This window comes from Flavobacterium sp. Arc2 (genome assembly GCF_041431385.1).
Lineage (GTDB): Bacteria > Bacteroidota > Bacteroidia > Flavobacteriales > Flavobacteriaceae > Flavobacterium.
In genome coordinates this window covers 37,316-52,301 of sequence record NZ_JASMRH010000024.1, presented here as the reverse complement: position 1 = coordinate 52,301, position 14,986 = coordinate 37,316, and the positions used below count along the sequence as shown (strand labels likewise).

General features: G+C 35.0%; 15 protein-coding genes. 11 read left to right on the top strand and 4 right to left on the bottom strand.

Going from position 1 to position 14,986, the window contains the following annotated elements; all coding sequences use genetic code 11:
• Window positions 1-150 precede the first annotated feature (150 nt).
• Entirely contained in the window at window positions 151-327 is a 177-nt protein-coding gene (locus tag QO182_RS15650) for a DUF5522 domain-containing protein (RefSeq protein WP_371539586.1), read from the bottom strand.
• Window positions 328-450: 123 nt separating this feature from the next.
• Between QO182_RS15650 and QO182_RS15645 the strand changes: the two genes are divergently transcribed.
• The 4 genes from QO182_RS15645 (at window position 451) to hemL (ending at window position 4,117) form a co-directional block, all read left to right on the top strand.
• Complete coding sequence (locus tag QO182_RS15645) at window positions 451-792, top strand: hypothetical protein (protein ID WP_371539588.1); 342 nt, start codon at window positions 451-453, stop codon at window positions 790-792.
• 206 nt (window positions 793-998) lie between these two features.
• Window positions 999-1,904: a 1-aminocyclopropane-1-carboxylate deaminase/D-cysteine desulfhydrase gene (locus QO182_RS15640; RefSeq protein WP_371539590.1), complete on the top strand. Its 906-nt coding sequence runs from the start codon at window positions 999-1,001 to the stop codon at window positions 1,902-1,904.
• Window positions 1,897-2,778 carry a glucosaminidase domain-containing protein gene (locus tag QO182_RS15635; RefSeq protein ID WP_371539592.1) on the top strand — a complete coding sequence of 294 codons (882 nt, stop codon included), beginning with the start codon at window positions 1,897-1,899 and terminating at the stop codon, window positions 2,776-2,778. Before QO182_RS15640 ends, QO182_RS15635 begins: the two co-directional genes overlap by 8 nt.
• 52 nt (window positions 2,779-2,830) lie before the next feature.
• Window positions 2,831-4,117, top strand: a complete 1,287-nt coding sequence (hemL, locus tag QO182_RS15630; RefSeq protein ID WP_371539593.1) for a glutamate-1-semialdehyde 2,1-aminomutase — start codon at window positions 2,831-2,833, stop codon at window positions 4,115-4,117.
• A gap of 40 nt (window positions 4,118-4,157) precedes the next feature.
• On the opposite strand, the gene QO182_RS15625 is transcribed toward hemL, so the two are convergent.
• The gene (locus QO182_RS15625) at window positions 4,158-4,622 is read right to left on the bottom strand and encodes a hypothetical protein (protein WP_371539595.1); all 465 of its coding nucleotides are present in this window, start codon (window positions 4,620-4,622) and stop codon (window positions 4,158-4,160) included.
• A 125-nt stretch (window positions 4,623-4,747) separates the two neighbouring features.
• On the opposite strand from QO182_RS15625, the gene QO182_RS15620 reads away from it, so the two are divergent.
• From QO182_RS15620 to QO182_RS15600, 5 genes are all read left to right on the top strand, one after another.
• A complete protein-coding gene (locus QO182_RS15620) occupies window positions 4,748-5,122 on the top strand; it encodes a hypothetical protein (RefSeq protein ID WP_371539598.1) in 375 nt (124 codons plus the stop codon).
• A gap of 103 nt (window positions 5,123-5,225) precedes the next feature.
• A complete protein-coding gene (locus QO182_RS15615) occupies window positions 5,226-6,023 on the top strand; it encodes an MbnP family protein (protein WP_371539601.1) in 798 nt (265 codons plus the stop codon).
• Window positions 6,024-6,167: 144 nt separating this feature from the next.
• Window positions 6,168-7,205 (top strand): cytochrome-c peroxidase, encoded by a 1,038-nt coding sequence (locus tag QO182_RS15610; RefSeq protein WP_371562646.1) that lies wholly within the window; start codon window positions 6,168-6,170, stop codon window positions 7,203-7,205.
• A 5-nt stretch (window positions 7,206-7,210) separates the two neighbouring features.
• Window positions 7,211-8,185, top strand: coding sequence for a transporter (locus QO182_RS15605; protein WP_371562643.1), 975 nt, complete (start codon window positions 7,211-7,213; stop codon window positions 8,183-8,185).
• Window positions 8,186-8,353: 168 nt separating this feature from the next.
• Window positions 8,354-9,379, top strand: a complete 1,026-nt coding sequence (locus tag QO182_RS15600) for a 2-hydroxyacid dehydrogenase (RefSeq protein ID WP_371539609.1) — start codon at window positions 8,354-8,356, stop codon at window positions 9,377-9,379.
• 250 nt (window positions 9,380-9,629) lie between these two features.
• Here the strand turns inward: QO182_RS15600 and QO182_RS15595 are convergent, their stop codons facing one another.
• Window positions 9,630-10,226: a Crp/Fnr family transcriptional regulator gene (locus QO182_RS15595; RefSeq protein WP_371562640.1), complete on the bottom strand. Its 597-nt coding sequence runs from the start codon at window positions 10,224-10,226 to the stop codon at window positions 9,630-9,632.
• Between the two features lie 158 nt (window positions 10,227-10,384).
• On the opposite strand from QO182_RS15595, the gene QO182_RS15590 reads away from it, so the two are divergent.
• Window positions 10,385-12,196: a hypothetical protein gene (locus QO182_RS15590; protein ID WP_371562638.1), complete on the top strand. Its 1,812-nt coding sequence runs from the start codon at window positions 10,385-10,387 to the stop codon at window positions 12,194-12,196.
• 58 nt (window positions 12,197-12,254) lie between these two features.
• On the opposite strand, the gene lysS is transcribed toward QO182_RS15590, so the two are convergent.
• Complete coding sequence (gene lysS, locus QO182_RS15585) at window positions 12,255-13,958, bottom strand: lysine--tRNA ligase (RefSeq protein WP_371562635.1); 1,704 nt, start codon at window positions 13,956-13,958, stop codon at window positions 12,255-12,257.
• 255 nt (window positions 13,959-14,213) lie between these two features.
• Here lysS and QO182_RS15580 point away from each other — a divergent pair, with 255 nt between their 5' ends.
• Window positions 14,214-14,966 (top strand): YHYH protein, encoded by a 753-nt coding sequence (locus QO182_RS15580; RefSeq protein ID WP_371562633.1) that lies wholly within the window; start codon window positions 14,214-14,216, stop codon window positions 14,964-14,966.
• Window positions 14,967-14,986 lie beyond the last annotated feature (20 nt).

Sequence of the window (14,986 nt, the reverse complement as noted above, 5' to 3'; positions counted from 1 at the left end):
AGGTAAATTATGTCCACTTTTTGTTCCCCAAGGGGGGAGGGGGCTTATGGATAACGAATATCCGACCGATGGTAGGATTTGTGAATTTTGATTCTATATTTCTTTGAATAAATATCCATTTCGTTTTATAGCAACTGCAGTTCTAGATAACTACTTCTTGTTTGTACCTGTTTTTTTGTCATAACCATAGGGGCAATGACGGCATCCGCTTTTACAACAATACCCTCTTTTTAAGTGGTGTTTCTCGGTAAAGCATTTATAACCTTCTGGGGTATAATAGAAATCTTCGCCTTCGATTAATTTATTTTCGTTATTCTTGTCAATCATGTTTTGGGGTATTCTATTGTAAAGAGATTTTTTAATGGTTCGATTTAGTAGGGTGCTCAAACAATTGAGTATTTCATTAAAAAGAACTATTTTAGCATTACAAATTTATAATTTTTATAGCGAATGTTTCTTATTGTTGCTAAATATTTAATTCCTAGAGGCTATAGAGGTTTGACCGCTTTTCCGTTTGTATTGGTAAAGTATAGCGAAGATAAGGGGAATAAAGTATTTATAAACCACGAAAAGATACACTTGCGCCAGCAGTTAGAGCTATTAATATTTCCTTTTTTTATTTGGTACTTCTTGGAGTATCTTGTTCGGTTGGTTCAATATAAAAACAGAGATTTGGCCTACAGGAATATCAGTTTTGAGCGTGAAGCCTATGCAAATGAATCGGATATATTCTATCTGAAAAAAAGAAGGTTTTTTAGTTTCATAAAATACATAAACAAAATTACGATGTAGTGTTTTACTTTATGATGAAATCATCTGGTTCGATAGGAGTTACCCATTAATAGTGGTGATTTTATAACGGTGTGAAAGACTAAATTGGGAAGAAAATTTGACTGAAAAATGAATATTGCCTTAAAAATATGTTATAAAGAGACAATGTATGGTTAATCAATTTTTTTGTTGCCTATAAATTTTACCTTTGTGAAAAATTATCTGGTTTGAATCAAAAACTCATTATAGAATTCCCAAACTCGATTTCGGTGACAATCAAGCGTGAAGATTTGATCCATCCATTTGTTTCAGGGAATAAGTTTAGAAAACTGAAGTATAATTTGCTTCAGGCAAAAGAGGAAAATCAAGAAACGCTGCTCACTTTTGGCGGAGCCTATTCTAATCATATCGCTGCAGTAGCATTTGCAGGGAAAGAAAATGGATTCAAAACCATCGGGATTATTCGGGGAGATGAACTGCGCGATAAAATAGCAACTAATCCAACCTTGCAGTTTGCTCAAAATTGTGGCATGCAATTCGAATTTATATCAAGAGAAGAATACCGATTAAAAAACGAAATTCCATTTTTGGAAAACTTAAAACAGCAACACGGTGATTTTTACCTTATCCCTGAAGGCGGTACTAATGACTTAGCGATAAAAGGGTGCGAAGAAATTCTAACCAATGAAGATGAACAGTTTAATTTCATCTGTTGTGCAGTAGGAACTGGTGGGACGATCTCCGGAATTATTAATAGTGTTTTGCCACATCAGAAAGTTTTAGGATTTCCTGCTTTAAAAGGTGATTTTTTAAAAGATGAAATTCGTAGTTTTGTAACCGACGTTCCAGATGAAAAATGGGAGCTGATTACGAATTACCATTTTGGTGGATATGGCAAAGTGAATCAAGATTTGGTTACCTTTATCAATGAGTTTTTAAAAAATAACGACATCCCCTTAGATCCTATTTATACTGGAAAGATGGTTTTTGGCGTTATAGATATGATAGTTGCCAATTATTTTCCGGCTGAATCTAAAATTTTACTAATTCATACTGGTGGAATTCAAGGAATCGAAGGAATGAATTCAAAATTAAGAAGTAAACAATTACCATTAATAGATACCTATGTTTAAAAAAATCCTGCTTATACTAACGCTGTTTACTTTACTAAGTTGTAATGCAACTAAGCCAGTGATAGTAACGAAAAAAGCGACGCCTTCAAGTTCAAAAAAAGTGACAACTCGTTCTGGCAAAAAAACAAATGCAGTCAAGCCAACAATTAATAAATTGGCAACACGAGAACAAGTTGAGGAAGAAAATGAAGTAATCGAATCAACCTCAGTAACCTATGTTGGGACTGATGTAATCGGAAAGTATATTTCTCAATATAAAGACATTGCGATGAGTAATATGAGGATTTATGGAATTCCGGCAAGTATTATTTTAGCTCAAGGAATATTAGAGTCTGGCGCTGGAAGAGGCGATCTATGTATTAGGGCTAACAATCATTTTGGAATAAAATGCCATGAGGGTTGGACTGGCGAATCGGTTAGACATGATGATGATTCCAGTCAGGAATGTTTTAGAAAATATTACGAACCTGCAGAGTCGTTTAATGATCACGCCTTATTTTTGACAGGTAGAAGTAGGTATGCCAGCTTATTTAATTTGCCTAAAGAAGATTATAAAGGATGGGCAAGAGGACTTAGAAGAGCGGGTTATGCCACGGATCCAAAATACCCAGACAAATTAATATCATATATCGAGCGTTACAATTTGGGACAATATGATGCTATTGTTATGGGGAAAGACTATACTCCGCTTGAAAGACAAGATACAAGAATTGCAGCTGTTGACAGTCAGAACAGATCTCTATATGAAGTGCAAAAAGGAGATACCCTGTATTCAATCTCAAAAAAATATAATTTATTGGTTAACGATTTAAAGCAAATCAATAATCTGTCAGCCAATACCATCTCTATCGGCCAAAAATTGATAGTGAAATAATAGAAGTTTAGAATAGAAGATAGCATATCGTAAATAAAACATTCAAATATACATGTTATATAAAAGAAGTAGTCAGCTTTTTGCTGAAGCAGAAAAGGTAATTCCTGGAGGAGTAAATTCGCCCGTAAGAGCATTTAAAGCAGTAGGGGGAACTCCAATTTTTGTTAAAAGTGCCAAGGGTGCTTATATGTACGACGAAGATGGAAATCGTTTAATTGATTATATTAATTCTTGGGGACCTATGATTTTAGGTCATGCTTTTGAACCGGTGGTGCAAGCTGTAATCGAGAAAGCTAAGTTGGGAACCTCTTTTGGTATGCCCACAGAACTAGAAACACAAATTGCCGCTTTGGCAGTGTCAATGGTGCCTAATATTGATAAAATTAGATTTGTAAATTCAGGTACTGAGGCTTGTATGAGTGCAGTACGATTGGCTCGTGGGTTTGCAAAAAGAGATAAAATTATAAAATTTGCTGGTTGTTACCACGGTCATTCTGATTCATTTTTGATTCAGGCAGGAAGTGGAGCAGTAACTTTTGGTTCGCCTAATAGTCCTGGGGTAACCGAGGGAACGGCTAAAGACACTTTGTTAGCTCAATACAATGATTTAGAAAATGTAAAGACTTTAATCGAAGCTAATAAAAACGAAATTGCCGCTATAATAGTGGAGCCGGTTGCAGGGAACATGGGTTGTATTCCACCAAACAAAGGTTTTTTAGAAGGCTTACGCCAACTTTGTACTGACAATGGTATACTGCTTATCTTTGATGAGGTTATGACCGGATTTCGATTAGCACGAGGTGGGGTACAAGAATTGTTTAATGTCGATGCAGATATAGTCTGTTTCGGAAAAGTAATTGGTGGTGGGCTACCTGTAGGTGCTTTTGCTGCTCGTGAGGAAATAATGAATTATCTAGCACCACTTGGGCCAGTTTATCAGGCAGGAACCTTATCAGGGAATCCACTGGCTATGGCTGCAGGATTAGCGATGTTGCAAACATTAAATGAAGACAATGCTATTTTTGAAAGACTAGCAGAGAAAACAGCTTATTTGCACGCTGGAATCGAAAAGGTACTAAAAGCAAACAATGTCGTATTTACAATCAATAGAATTGGATCTATGATTTCAGTTCATTTTGACGCTGCTCCTGTAGTTGATTTTAAATCAGCGGCAAATGGAGACAATGAAACGTTTAAAAAATTCTTCCACGGATTATTACAGGAAGGAATATATATCGCGCCATCAGCGTATGAGACTTGGTTTATTACAGATGCGTTAACTTATGAAGATCTTGATTTTACAATTCAAGCAATAGATAAAGTTTCTAAAACTTTTTAGAACAAAAAAAAACTCTCGGTATCAAACCGAGAGTTTTTTTTTATTTCTGCATTTCTTTTTTGCGATCCGTTTTATCACCAGATCTTTTGTGCATTCTGTGTCCTCTTCGTTTGTCATGCTTTTCTTTCATTGCATCCCATTTTACAAATTGCTCATCAGATAAAATACTTTTCATTTTAGCTTTCATCGCAATTTGCTCATCCATCATTTTGGTTTTCATAGCAAAACGCTCGTCTCTTGTTGGTTTTGTCTTGTTGTCTTTATGAGCCTTCATCATTGCCTCACTTTTAGCACTTTTTTCAGCAATGATACTTTTCATTTGAGCTTGTTGTTTTGATGACAAATCTAGTTCTAATGTCATTTTTTTCAACATCAACTCATTTCGCTGTTCAGGAGTGAATTTTTCCATTTCAGCTCTACCTTGTTTTTTGTCAGTTTTATTTCCTTGTTGCGCAAAACTTGTCATTCCAACAAGCAATAATGCGGCGATAATTAATTTTTTCATTTTTTTTATTTTAATGTTATAGTGATAAGACAGTAATGTATCTCAAAGGTTTAAGCCTTAACAAAAATTTAGTAAAAGGTGATTTTTATCACTTTAAACTCAAATTTGATTTCTATCTTTGCCGTGTGAAAAAATATGCAGTCATAATTTTATTACTCTTATTTCTAAAACCAATTCTTCCGGTTATAGACTATGCTGTTAATTATGAGTATATCTCACAAGTACTTTGTGTTAATAAAGCAAAGCCAGAATTAAAATGTAATGGTAAGTGTCATTTGATGAAAGAATTGGCAAAAGCATCTGATGATGATAAATCCACTTCTTCTGAGAAAAAGCAAACCTCAAATCCATTTGTTGATCTTTTTGTTACAGAGGCAGCTTCTTTTAATTTTTTGGTTTTTCAAAAAGCAACTACACTAGAATTTAATGCTGCTTATACTAACTTCTACTCGCATTTAGAAAGTGATGCTGTTTTTCGTCCACCAATTTTAATTTCTTAATAATATCATTTTTTTGTGTCTGATTCCCTTTGGCGAAAGCCTATGAGGAAGTCTTTTGATGCAACTTATTTAAAAATCATATAAAGAAATTATACTTAAAGGAATGAAAAATTTAATATACAAAGCCTTAGCTGTTTTAGCTTTGAGTGCTACTTTTACTGCATGTTCTAGTGATGAAGAAACAATTTCAGGAACAGGAACACTAGCATTAGAATTTGATAACTCTTTCAACGGAAATGACCTAATTCTTGAAACCCAGACAAACACAACCGCTAGCAATGAAGTGCTTAAAATTACAGCTATAAAATACATTATTAGTAATATAGTTTTAACTAAAGAAGATGGAACTACTGTTACGTATCCTAAAAGTGAAAGCTATTTTATTGTAGATGAATCTAACGCTGATAGTCATGTAATTGACTTAACAAATGTGCCAGCGGCCAACTATACTAAGGTTACTTTTGGTATTGGAGTAGATAAAGACCAATGGAGTGCTGGAGCAGATGGTCAAGGAGATTTCTTAGCTAAAGCGCAAGCGGCAGGAATGATGTGGAGCTGGTCAGCAGGATATAAATTTGTAGCCTTTGAGGGGAATTTTACTTCAGCTACTGTAACCACTGCAGTGCCGTTTAAAGTACATACGGGGCAAACAGGAACAGATTATAACTACACAACAGTTAGTCTTGACTTAAAGACAAAAGCCTTAGTGAGAAGTACGATTACACCGCAAATTCACATTATTACTGATTTGTCTAAAATTTTAAACAGTACAAATGTGATTAAGCTTTCTGACAATAATCCTAATGGAACAGCTGCAGATATTATGGGAGGTTCAAACTTGCCTTTAATTACTCAAAATGTATCGACTATGTTTACAGTAGACCACGTTCACAACGATTAATTTCATTTTTTAGGAGCACAAGAGTACTATTTTTAACAAGTTAAGTCCCGTTTTACGCTATATCTTTTTTTGAAAATAAAAAAAGGATGCCGCTTCAACCGGGGCTATTCTACAACTTTTGTGCTTCTTTATAAATTAAAAACCATGAAAATAAAACATTTTCTTTGGCTACTTCTTCCCGTATTTATTAGTTGCTCAGATCAGGATGATGATTATGTGAATCTTCCATTAGATTTTACAGTGCCTTCTAACTTTCCGGATTTAGCTTATGATATCACTACAAATCCTCCAACAGAAAAGGGATTCGAACTGGGTAAAAAACTATTTTATGATGGTCGCTTAGCCTCTGACGGACTAGTTTCTTGTGGGTTTTGTCACCTGCAGGAAAATGCCTTCACCCATCACGGACACACCGTGAGTCATGGTGTGAATGATGCTCAAGGAACTAGGAACGCACCTGCTATTCAAAACATGGCTTTTCAACGTGTTTTTATGTACGATGGAGCTGCATCGCATTTAGATCTGCAACCTATTATTCCTTTAACGAGCGAAATCGAAATGAATGGCGATTTAAACGCTATTCTGGCTATGATGAAAGCCGATAAAACATATCGGGAATTGTTTAAAGCCTCTTTTACTGATGGAACGGTTTCTATAGAGAACATGCTTAAAGCACTTTCACAATTTATGGTGATGCTGACCTCTTCTAATTCAACATTCGATCATTATAGACGTAATGAATCAGGAGGTACACTTACAAGTGATGAAACAGCGGGTTATGCGGTTTTTAAAAACAAATGTGCTTCTTGTCATGCAACAGACCTAATGACCGATGATGCTTTTAGAAACAACGGCTTAGCTGTTAACCCATTAATTAATGATGTTGGGCGTTCCAGAGTTACTGAACTCGCACAAGATTATTATAAATTTAAAGTACCTAGTTTACGCAATGTGGAGGTGTCTGGCCCGTACATGCACGATGGCCGTTTTGGAACACTCGAGGCAGTGCTTAACCACTACAGTTCTGGAGTTGTAGACTCAGCTACTTTAGATCCTATTTTAAAACAAAATGGGAAACTAGGAATTACACTTTCGGAAACAGAGAAAGTACAACTAATCGCGTTTCTAAAAACATTAACCGACAATCAATATCTTACTGATAAACGATTTTCAGAATTTTAATTACAATGAAAAATACAATAATATTAAGTGTGCTTACTTTTTTATCTATTCAATTAGTTAGTGCTATGACTCCTGCAAAAGATAGTATTTCCAGCTTCACTTTTCAGAAAATGCAATTGGATGCAGCAATGGATTTTGACTGTGATGCTTGTGGCTGTTCTGCCAGCGGTGGGAGTATGGGTTTTAGCTCGATGTTGAATAGTAATTTTGTGGGTATTCGCTATTTTAATCAAAGTTACTCCAGTCGAGATGGGATTTTTGCAAATTCTCCTTGGGTTGACGAAAACTTTAATACGGCTCAAATTTGGACTAAAATTCCAGTAACTGAAAAAATCCAAATTGCAGCTCTGATTCCGTATCATTTTCATAATAGAGAATTGACTACAGGAACTGAAAATATAAGTGGTTTAGGGGATATCAGCGTTATGGCGACCTATTCTGTTTATCAGACACAAAAGGATAGCACTGTTTTTACTCATACTGTACAAGTGGGCGGTGGTGTAAAAATGCCTACAGGTAAGTTTGAAGAGTCTAATAATTTAGGTACTGTAAATCAAAGTTTTCAACTAGGAACTGGAAGTTGGGACTACCTTTTTCTTACCGAGTATGTGATTAAAAAGAAAAACTTGGGGCTGAATAGCATGATAAATTACAATATCAAAACAGAGAATTCTAAGAAGTATCAGTTTGGAAACCAACTGAATTACGGTAGTACTTTGTTTTATCTTGTAGATTTAAATACAGTGCAGCTAGTTCCTCAAATAGGTGTAGCGGGTGAGGTTTATGAGACCAATAAACAATATGGAGAAAAGGTGTTAAATACTGCAGGAGATATTCTTTTTAGTAAGTTTGGTCTTGAAGTAGGAAAAGACAAATTTTCGGTAGGGATTAATGCCATGCTTCCCATCAATCAAAATTTATCAAGCGGGAATATAGAAGCAAATTATAGATGGAGTGTCAACTTAAATTATACTTTGTAGAAATTCGTGAGATTTTATTTTCCACGAAACAAAAAAAGCAATAATAGTTCTATAGAATTAGTATTGCTTTTTTGTTTATAAGTATATTTGAATTAGTATTCTAAATCTAGTGTTTTTATTCAATCTCTCTGCTAGGAAGAAGCATTAGTTTTTAATTATTTTAATATCATGACAGCAAACCATAAAGTAACGGCGCAAAAAATTTCTTTCTTCTCTACACAGTCCTACGATAAGTCCTTTTTTGAAAAGTACAATGCCAATTTTGGTTTTGAATTAGAATTTTTTGAAGTTCAATTGAATTTTCGAACAGTAGATTTAATTAAAAATACAGCAATTGTTTGTGTTTTTGTAAATGATGTTTTAGATGCTCAAGTTATTGAAAAACTAGCAGAAAAGGGAGTCGAAATTATTGCTTTGCGATGTGCAGGTTTCAATAATGTAGATCTTATCGCTGCTAAAAAAGCGGGTATAAGAGTTTGTCGTGTTCCATCTTATTCTCCTGAGGCTGTTGCTGAGCATGCCATGGCAATGATATTGACATTAAATCGTAAAACGCATAAAGCCTATAATCGAGTACGGGAACAAAATTTTTCGTTAAACGGACTTTTGGGTTTTGATTTACATGGTAAAACAGTAGGTGTCATTGGAACGGGAAATATAGGTAAAGCATTTGCTAAAATTGTTTTGGGCTTTGGTTGTAAAGTGTTAGCTTTTGATATCAGTAAAGATCAAGAAATGGAGAAGTTAGGAGTGCGTTATGAAACCTTGGAGAATATTTTTAAATCAGCTGATATCATTTCTCTTCATTGTCCGTTGAGTGACGCAACAAAGCATATGATAAATAAAAATTCGCTTTCACAAATGAAAGATAATATTATGCTTATTAATACCAGTAGAGGAGGGTTGATTAATACAACAGATAGTATCGAAGCCCTGAAAAATGGTAAAGTGGGTTACTTAGGGATTGATGTATACGAACAAGAAGAAAAATTATTTTTTAAAGATTTGTCTGAAGATATTATTCAGGACGATGATATACAGCGATTAATGAGTTTTCCAAATGTATTGGTAACTGCTCATCAAGCCTTTTTTACTAATGAAGCTCTAACACAAATAGCTATAACTACTTTCGAAAATGTATCTGATCTAGTTAATAAAAAGGATATTCATAATAAAGCAGCACTACTTTGTTAAATCGAAACTTAACTGAGTTTTTATATAGAAAGAAGAATTGTAATTATTCTTTTTTGGGTAAACACCAAAGCAATCCAATTGATTCAATACAAGTTTTGGAATAGGCAATCTCTCATGTGTTTGTTGAGTAATTTTGCAAAAAAAAAGTTTCTTTCTCAATTTAAATTGCTGCACTACGACTTTCACCTCAATGATAGCTACCAAATCTTTTTTGGGTCTCCAATCTTAATTTTGGAAATTAAAATTGGTGCTAGTAATAAATTTTACGGTCGATTATTTCGACTTTGCATGAGTTCTTCATTTTAGTTAGAGCCCGAATCACCGTTTCTACTCTTAAACCAGTATGATTCGCGATTTCTTGGCGAGTGTAGGGAATTAAAACCTTATCACCATTAGCACTTCCGGATTTCTTTTTGAATGAATTTAAAAAAGCGAGGATTCTAAACTCAGGATTTTGATTGATAATATTATTGGAAGTTTTTGACTTGGAATGTATTTTTTTTGCCAGTAAAAGCAGGAAATATTTCTGGATTGGAGGATAATCATCAAGGATTTTTAAAAAATTGTCTTTAGATAATTTTAGAATAGTACTATCCTTAACCGTAATTGCCTTGCAAGGATAGGTTTCGTTAATTAATAGTGGTGGTTCGCCAAATCCTTCTCCTGCACAAAAAAGACCTTGTGTAAATTCTTTTCCCTTATCATTTGCGTGGTATGCTCTTACGCCGCCATCAATGATTTGATAATAAAAATGCGCAGCGTCTCCTTCGTGAAAAACGACGTCATTTTTTTTATATTTTGTAGCAACAGCACCTCGGGTAAAAAGCAAATTAATATCTATTGGCATAATTAAATGGATGGTTAGTAGTTGTATACGGGCTTATTTATCAACATATTAATACAAATATCATCTTTTTTTTACTTTAATAAAATGATAATTATCAGCTTTTTTACAGTTTGCATTTATCAAATTTGCGGTGTATTATAATAAATAAATTTTTACGAATGACAACAACAACTAAACCGCTACATACTTTCCATATCCCTGTGATGGGATTGGCATATACGATTGACAGTCCGATTAGGGTGGCAAAGTATGGTATCTCTTCTGTAATTTCGATTATAGATGATGATTTAATCGAAAAAATGAATGCTTTTTACAGTACTAAGTTTAATTTACCATACCAGGAAATAACTCAGAAAATACAGGACTATCGTGCAGAGCGTATTACTTCTTATTTAGATTTAGTAGATAAAATTGTAAAAGAAAAGTTTGAGAATTTTAAAAGCGAACTGGCCGAAAGTAAAATGGCACTCGAAAATTATATCGCGATGTTACCTAACAAGTCTGAGGTGAAATTGGGTCTACAACATTTAATTGATGAGGGTATTGCCTTTAAAGACAATATCAAAAATTTTCTTGAAAATAATTTGACTGCTGGTGAGATCGACGTCAATATCATGACTAAAGTGGACAAGGACAATTTCATTAAAGAGGAGCAATTATCAACTGAATTTAATGACGCCCATGCTTCTCTTCGTGGTTTTGCAAACAGTAAGCTGACCTCTTCGGTAGTGCTATCTGCAGGGATGAATCCAAGGTTGTACAGCTATTTTGAAAACTTCGATGTGTTTTTTCCGGATTCTGATAATAAATTGAACAAGAAAATTATCTTAAAAGTGAGCGATTTTCGTTCGGCGATGATTCAGGGAAACTTTTTGGCAAAAAAAGGACTTTGGGTTTCTGAATATAGAATTGAGTCAGGACTGAATTGTGGAGGACATGCTTTTGCTACCGAAGGACATCTTTTAGGGCCTATTTTAGAAGAGTTCAAGCAAAAGAAAGACCAATTGATCCAGTCGGCACATGAATTAATGATAAAAACTTTAGGACAAAAAGGGAAACACATTCCAGAGCATCCATTGGAATTAAAAATTACCGTGCAAGGTGGAGTTGGAACTGCGGCAGAACATGATTTTTTGATGAATCATTATCAAGTGGATTCCGTGGGATGGGGTTCACCATTTCTACTGGTTCCTGAAGCGACTTCTGTTGACGTAGACACACGTAAATTATTGGCAAAAGCAAAAGAAGAAGACTTGTATTTGAGTCATATATCTCCACTTGGAATTCCTTTTAATACCTTGAAAGGTACGACTAATGAAATGTTGAAATTAAAAAGAATTCAGGAAAGCAATGCTGGAAGTTCTTGCCCAAAGAAATTTTTGGCGCTAAGCAAAGAATATGGTGCAAAAGGAATTTGTTCTGCTTCCAAGAAATTTCAAGATTTGAAATTGGAGGAATTAGATAGTAAGAAAGAGACTTTGACAGCAGAAATGTTTGCAAACGCTAAAACGAAAATTACCGAGAAATCTTGTCTTTGTGTAGGTTTGGCAAATGCGTCTTATTTAGAGAATGAGATGAAAATCAAAGGGCAGGCGCAAGGTGTCGTTATTTGTCCCGGTCCCAATATGGCTTATTTTGATCAAGAAGTATCACTTTCTAAAATGGTGCAACATATTTATGGTAACGCTTCTGTATTGACGTCAACAAATCGCCCTAATATGTTTGTCAAAGAATTGACGATGTATATTGATTATTTGAAAAATGAAATTAAAGGAGTTTCTGAAGAGATTACTGCGGGCCAAATAAAAAAATGGAATGCTTTTAAAAACAATCTGACGGAGGGAATTGGGTATTATCAGTCCTTGTTTGCAGCAGCAATTAGTACGGAAAATGATAATGACAGCATCTTAGATCAGCTGCTTTTGTATAAAGAAGAATTGCTTGGGGTTAAAATTCCAGTATTAGCATAAAGAAAAAAAAACGGCTTGAAAATATTCAAGCCGTTTTTACTATAATTTTGAGTACTATTTACTCTTTCAAGCGGCAAGCTTTCACATCTCCTTCAACAACCACTTCAGTCATTCCTAGAGAAGATAAGTTCTTCATGGCTTTATCCCATTTTTTACCACTCAATTCTGATTTTATTTTCAATAATCCAAATTCCATTTGGTTCTCATTCCCTTGTAATAAAGAAACAATTAGTTTCTCATCGTCTTCTAGCTCCACTTGAACTTGTTTCGTCTCTGGTCTCATTTGTGGGAACAACAATACTTCTTGAATCGATGCATTATTAGTCAGGAACATCATTAAACGATCCATTCCAATACCTAATCCAGACGTTGGTGGCATTCCGTATTCAAGAGCTCTCAAGAAATCTTCATCGATAATTCCAGTCGCTTCGTCATCTCCTTTGGCAGCTAGGCGCATTTGGTCTTCAAAACGGCTCCGTTGGTCAATCGGGTCGTTTAGTTCAGAATAAGCATTCGCTACTTCTTTACCGCAAACCATCAATTCAAAACGTTCCGTCAATTCTGGATTGTCACGGTGCTCTTTACAAAGTGGTGACATTTCTTTAGGGTAATCCGTGATGAAAGTAGGTTGAATATAATTTCCTTCGCATTTAGCTCCAAAAATTTCATCAATCAATTTTCCTTTCCCCATGGTTTTGTCCACGTCGATTCCCATGCCTTTTGCAGCTTCAAACAATTCTTCTTCGTTTTTACCTGAGATATCAAAACCAGTAAAATGTTTAATAGAATCCGTCATTGTTACACGAGCATAAGGCGCTTTAAAGCTAATTTGGTGTTCACCAAAAGTTGCTTCGCTAGTACCATTTACACCCACAGCGCAATGCTCTAACAATTTTTCGGTAAATTCCATCATCCAGTTATAGTCCTTGTAGGCTACATATATTTCCATCGCAGTAAACTCTGGGTTGTGCGTTCTGTCCATTCCTTCATTACGGAAGTTTTTCGAAAACTCATACACCCCATCAAATCCACCAACAATCAATCTCTTTAAATACAACTCATTCGCAATACGCATGTACAACGGAATATCAAGTGAATTGTGGTGCGTAATAAAAGGACGTGCTGCAGCACCACCCGGAATTGCTTGTAAAACAGGCGTTTCGACTTCTAGGTAACCCGCTTCGTTAAAGAAAGCGCGCATCGCATTAAACAATTTTGTACGCTTGATAAAAGTATCCTTAACATGTTGATTCACTGTTAAATCTACATAACGCATTCTGTAACGCAATTCAGCATCGTTAAAGGCATCGTGTACTTTTCCGTCTTCATCTACTTTTGGTAAAGGCAACGGACGCAAGGTTTTACTCAAGAAAGTAAATCCATCGACACGAATACATTGCGCTCCTACTTTGGTCGTGAACAACTCTCCTTCGATACCAATAAAATCACCCAAATCGGTTAATTTTTTGAATACCTGATTGTATAATGTTTTATCATCACTAGGACACAAAACATCACGATTCACGTACAATTGGATACGGCCTTCGCTATCTTGCAGTTCGGCAAAACAAGCTTTTCCTTGATCTCTCACACTCATCAAACGTCCGGCAACAATTACCTTCTTACCTTCTTCAAAGCTTTCTTTTATCTGCTTCGAAGTGTGATTTACAGGAAAAAGATTAGCTGGATAAGGATTGATTCCTAAGTTGCGTAAGGATTGAAGTTTTTCTCTTCGGATAATTTCTTGTTCTGATAATGCCATTTTTGTGCTTATTTTAAGAGCGTAAAGATAGTCTTTATGTCTTAAAGTTGCAAAGTGAAAAAGCGGTTATTTATGTATGCTTTGAGTAGTAAATAGTTGTTTTTAAAACAGTAATTTTCAACGATATCCAAATTATAATTAATGAAAATGTTAATTTTTCTGTTTTATTATTAAACCTTTTTAACTTGAATGTGTCTTAACTAATACAAGTTTGAATGATGAAATTTCAATGGGTAATTAAATAGAAAAATAAACATGAGAAAAACAACCGTATTTGCAGCTTCTTTAGTAGCAACTTTTTTACTTTTTGCTTGTACTAGTTCTGATGATAGTGCATCAGCTGCGACAACTTCGACAGCAGTACCCGATATTTATAAGAAGGTCTACGGCGCTTCAAGCATAACCTCTGACGGGACTTATGTTACTATTAAAACCAATGGACAACCGGATCATAAAAGTGTGTACTATGCCACTAGCAATTCAAAGTACGAAAGTTTTAGCGGAACTACTTTTGGAGGGACTACCTTTAAAAAAAATCCAAATACCATCAATTTAAATTTAGCTTTTACATTTAAAATTCCGTTGAACCCTGTTGTAGCAACAACGCATGCTTCAACACCTTTAGGAGCTATTGGGGTAGCTATAAACGGAGTCCCATTTTTTAATCAGTACGCTGGGCCAAATCAGCCTTTGACGGATGAGATTACTTCCTTTGATCAATATTGGGGACACCCGCAAGCAACAGGGATTTATCATTATCATGTTGAACCCACTTACTTAACAACTACTAAAGGAAAAGAGGCTTTAATGGGATTTTTACTGGACGGATTTCCCGTATATGGTCCTGTTGAAAATGGTGTTGCTGTCACTGGTCTTGATGTCTACCACGGACATACTACAGCAACGGTAGATTATCCTAACGGGATTTATCATTATCATGTAACAAATTCAGATCCGTATATTAACGGAAACGGGTATTATGGAACTCCGGGAACGGTATCTAATTAGATTTTTTTAAGATTAAAAGT

Excerpts from the sequence above, each read along its gene's own strand:
- QO182_RS15615 (WP_371539601.1), top strand. The coding sequence starts at position 5,226 with ATGAAAAATTTAATATACAAAGCCTTAGCTGTTTTAGCTTTGAGTGCT.
- QO182_RS15595 (WP_371562640.1), bottom strand. The coding sequence starts at position 10,226 with ATGCCAATAGATATTAATTTGCTTTTTACCCGAGGTGCTGTTGCTACA.
- QO182_RS15580 (WP_371562633.1), top strand. The coding sequence starts at position 14,214 with ATGAGAAAAACAACCGTATTTGCAGCTTCTTTAGTAGCAACTTTTTTA.
- QO182_RS15600 (WP_371539609.1), top strand. The coding sequence starts at position 8,354 with ATGACAGCAAACCATAAAGTAACGGCGCAAAAAATTTCTTTCTTCTCT.
- QO182_RS15590 (WP_371562638.1), top strand. The coding sequence starts at position 10,385 with ATGACAACAACAACTAAACCGCTACATACTTTCCATATCCCTGTGATG.
- QO182_RS15605 (WP_371562643.1), top strand. The coding sequence starts at position 7,211 with ATGAAAAATACAATAATATTAAGTGTGCTTACTTTTTTATCTATTCAA.
- QO182_RS15635 (WP_371539592.1), top strand. The coding sequence starts at position 1,897 with ATGTTTAAAAAAATCCTGCTTATACTAACGCTGTTTACTTTACTAAGT.
- lysS (WP_371562635.1), bottom strand. The coding sequence starts at position 13,958 with ATGGCATTATCAGAACAAGAAATTATCCGAAGAGAAAAACTTCAATCC.
- QO182_RS15650 (WP_371539586.1), bottom strand. The coding sequence starts at position 327 with ATGATTGACAAGAATAACGAAAATAAATTAATCGAAGGCGAAGATTTC.
- QO182_RS15645 (WP_371539588.1), top strand. The coding sequence starts at position 451 with ATGTTTCTTATTGTTGCTAAATATTTAATTCCTAGAGGCTATAGAGGT.
- QO182_RS15625 (WP_371539595.1), bottom strand. The coding sequence starts at position 4,622 with ATGAAAAAATTAATTATCGCCGCATTATTGCTTGTTGGAATGACAAGT.
- hemL (WP_371539593.1), top strand. The coding sequence starts at position 2,831 with ATGTTATATAAAAGAAGTAGTCAGCTTTTTGCTGAAGCAGAAAAGGTA.
- QO182_RS15610 (WP_371562646.1), top strand. The coding sequence starts at position 6,168 with ATGAAAATAAAACATTTTCTTTGGCTACTTCTTCCCGTATTTATTAGT.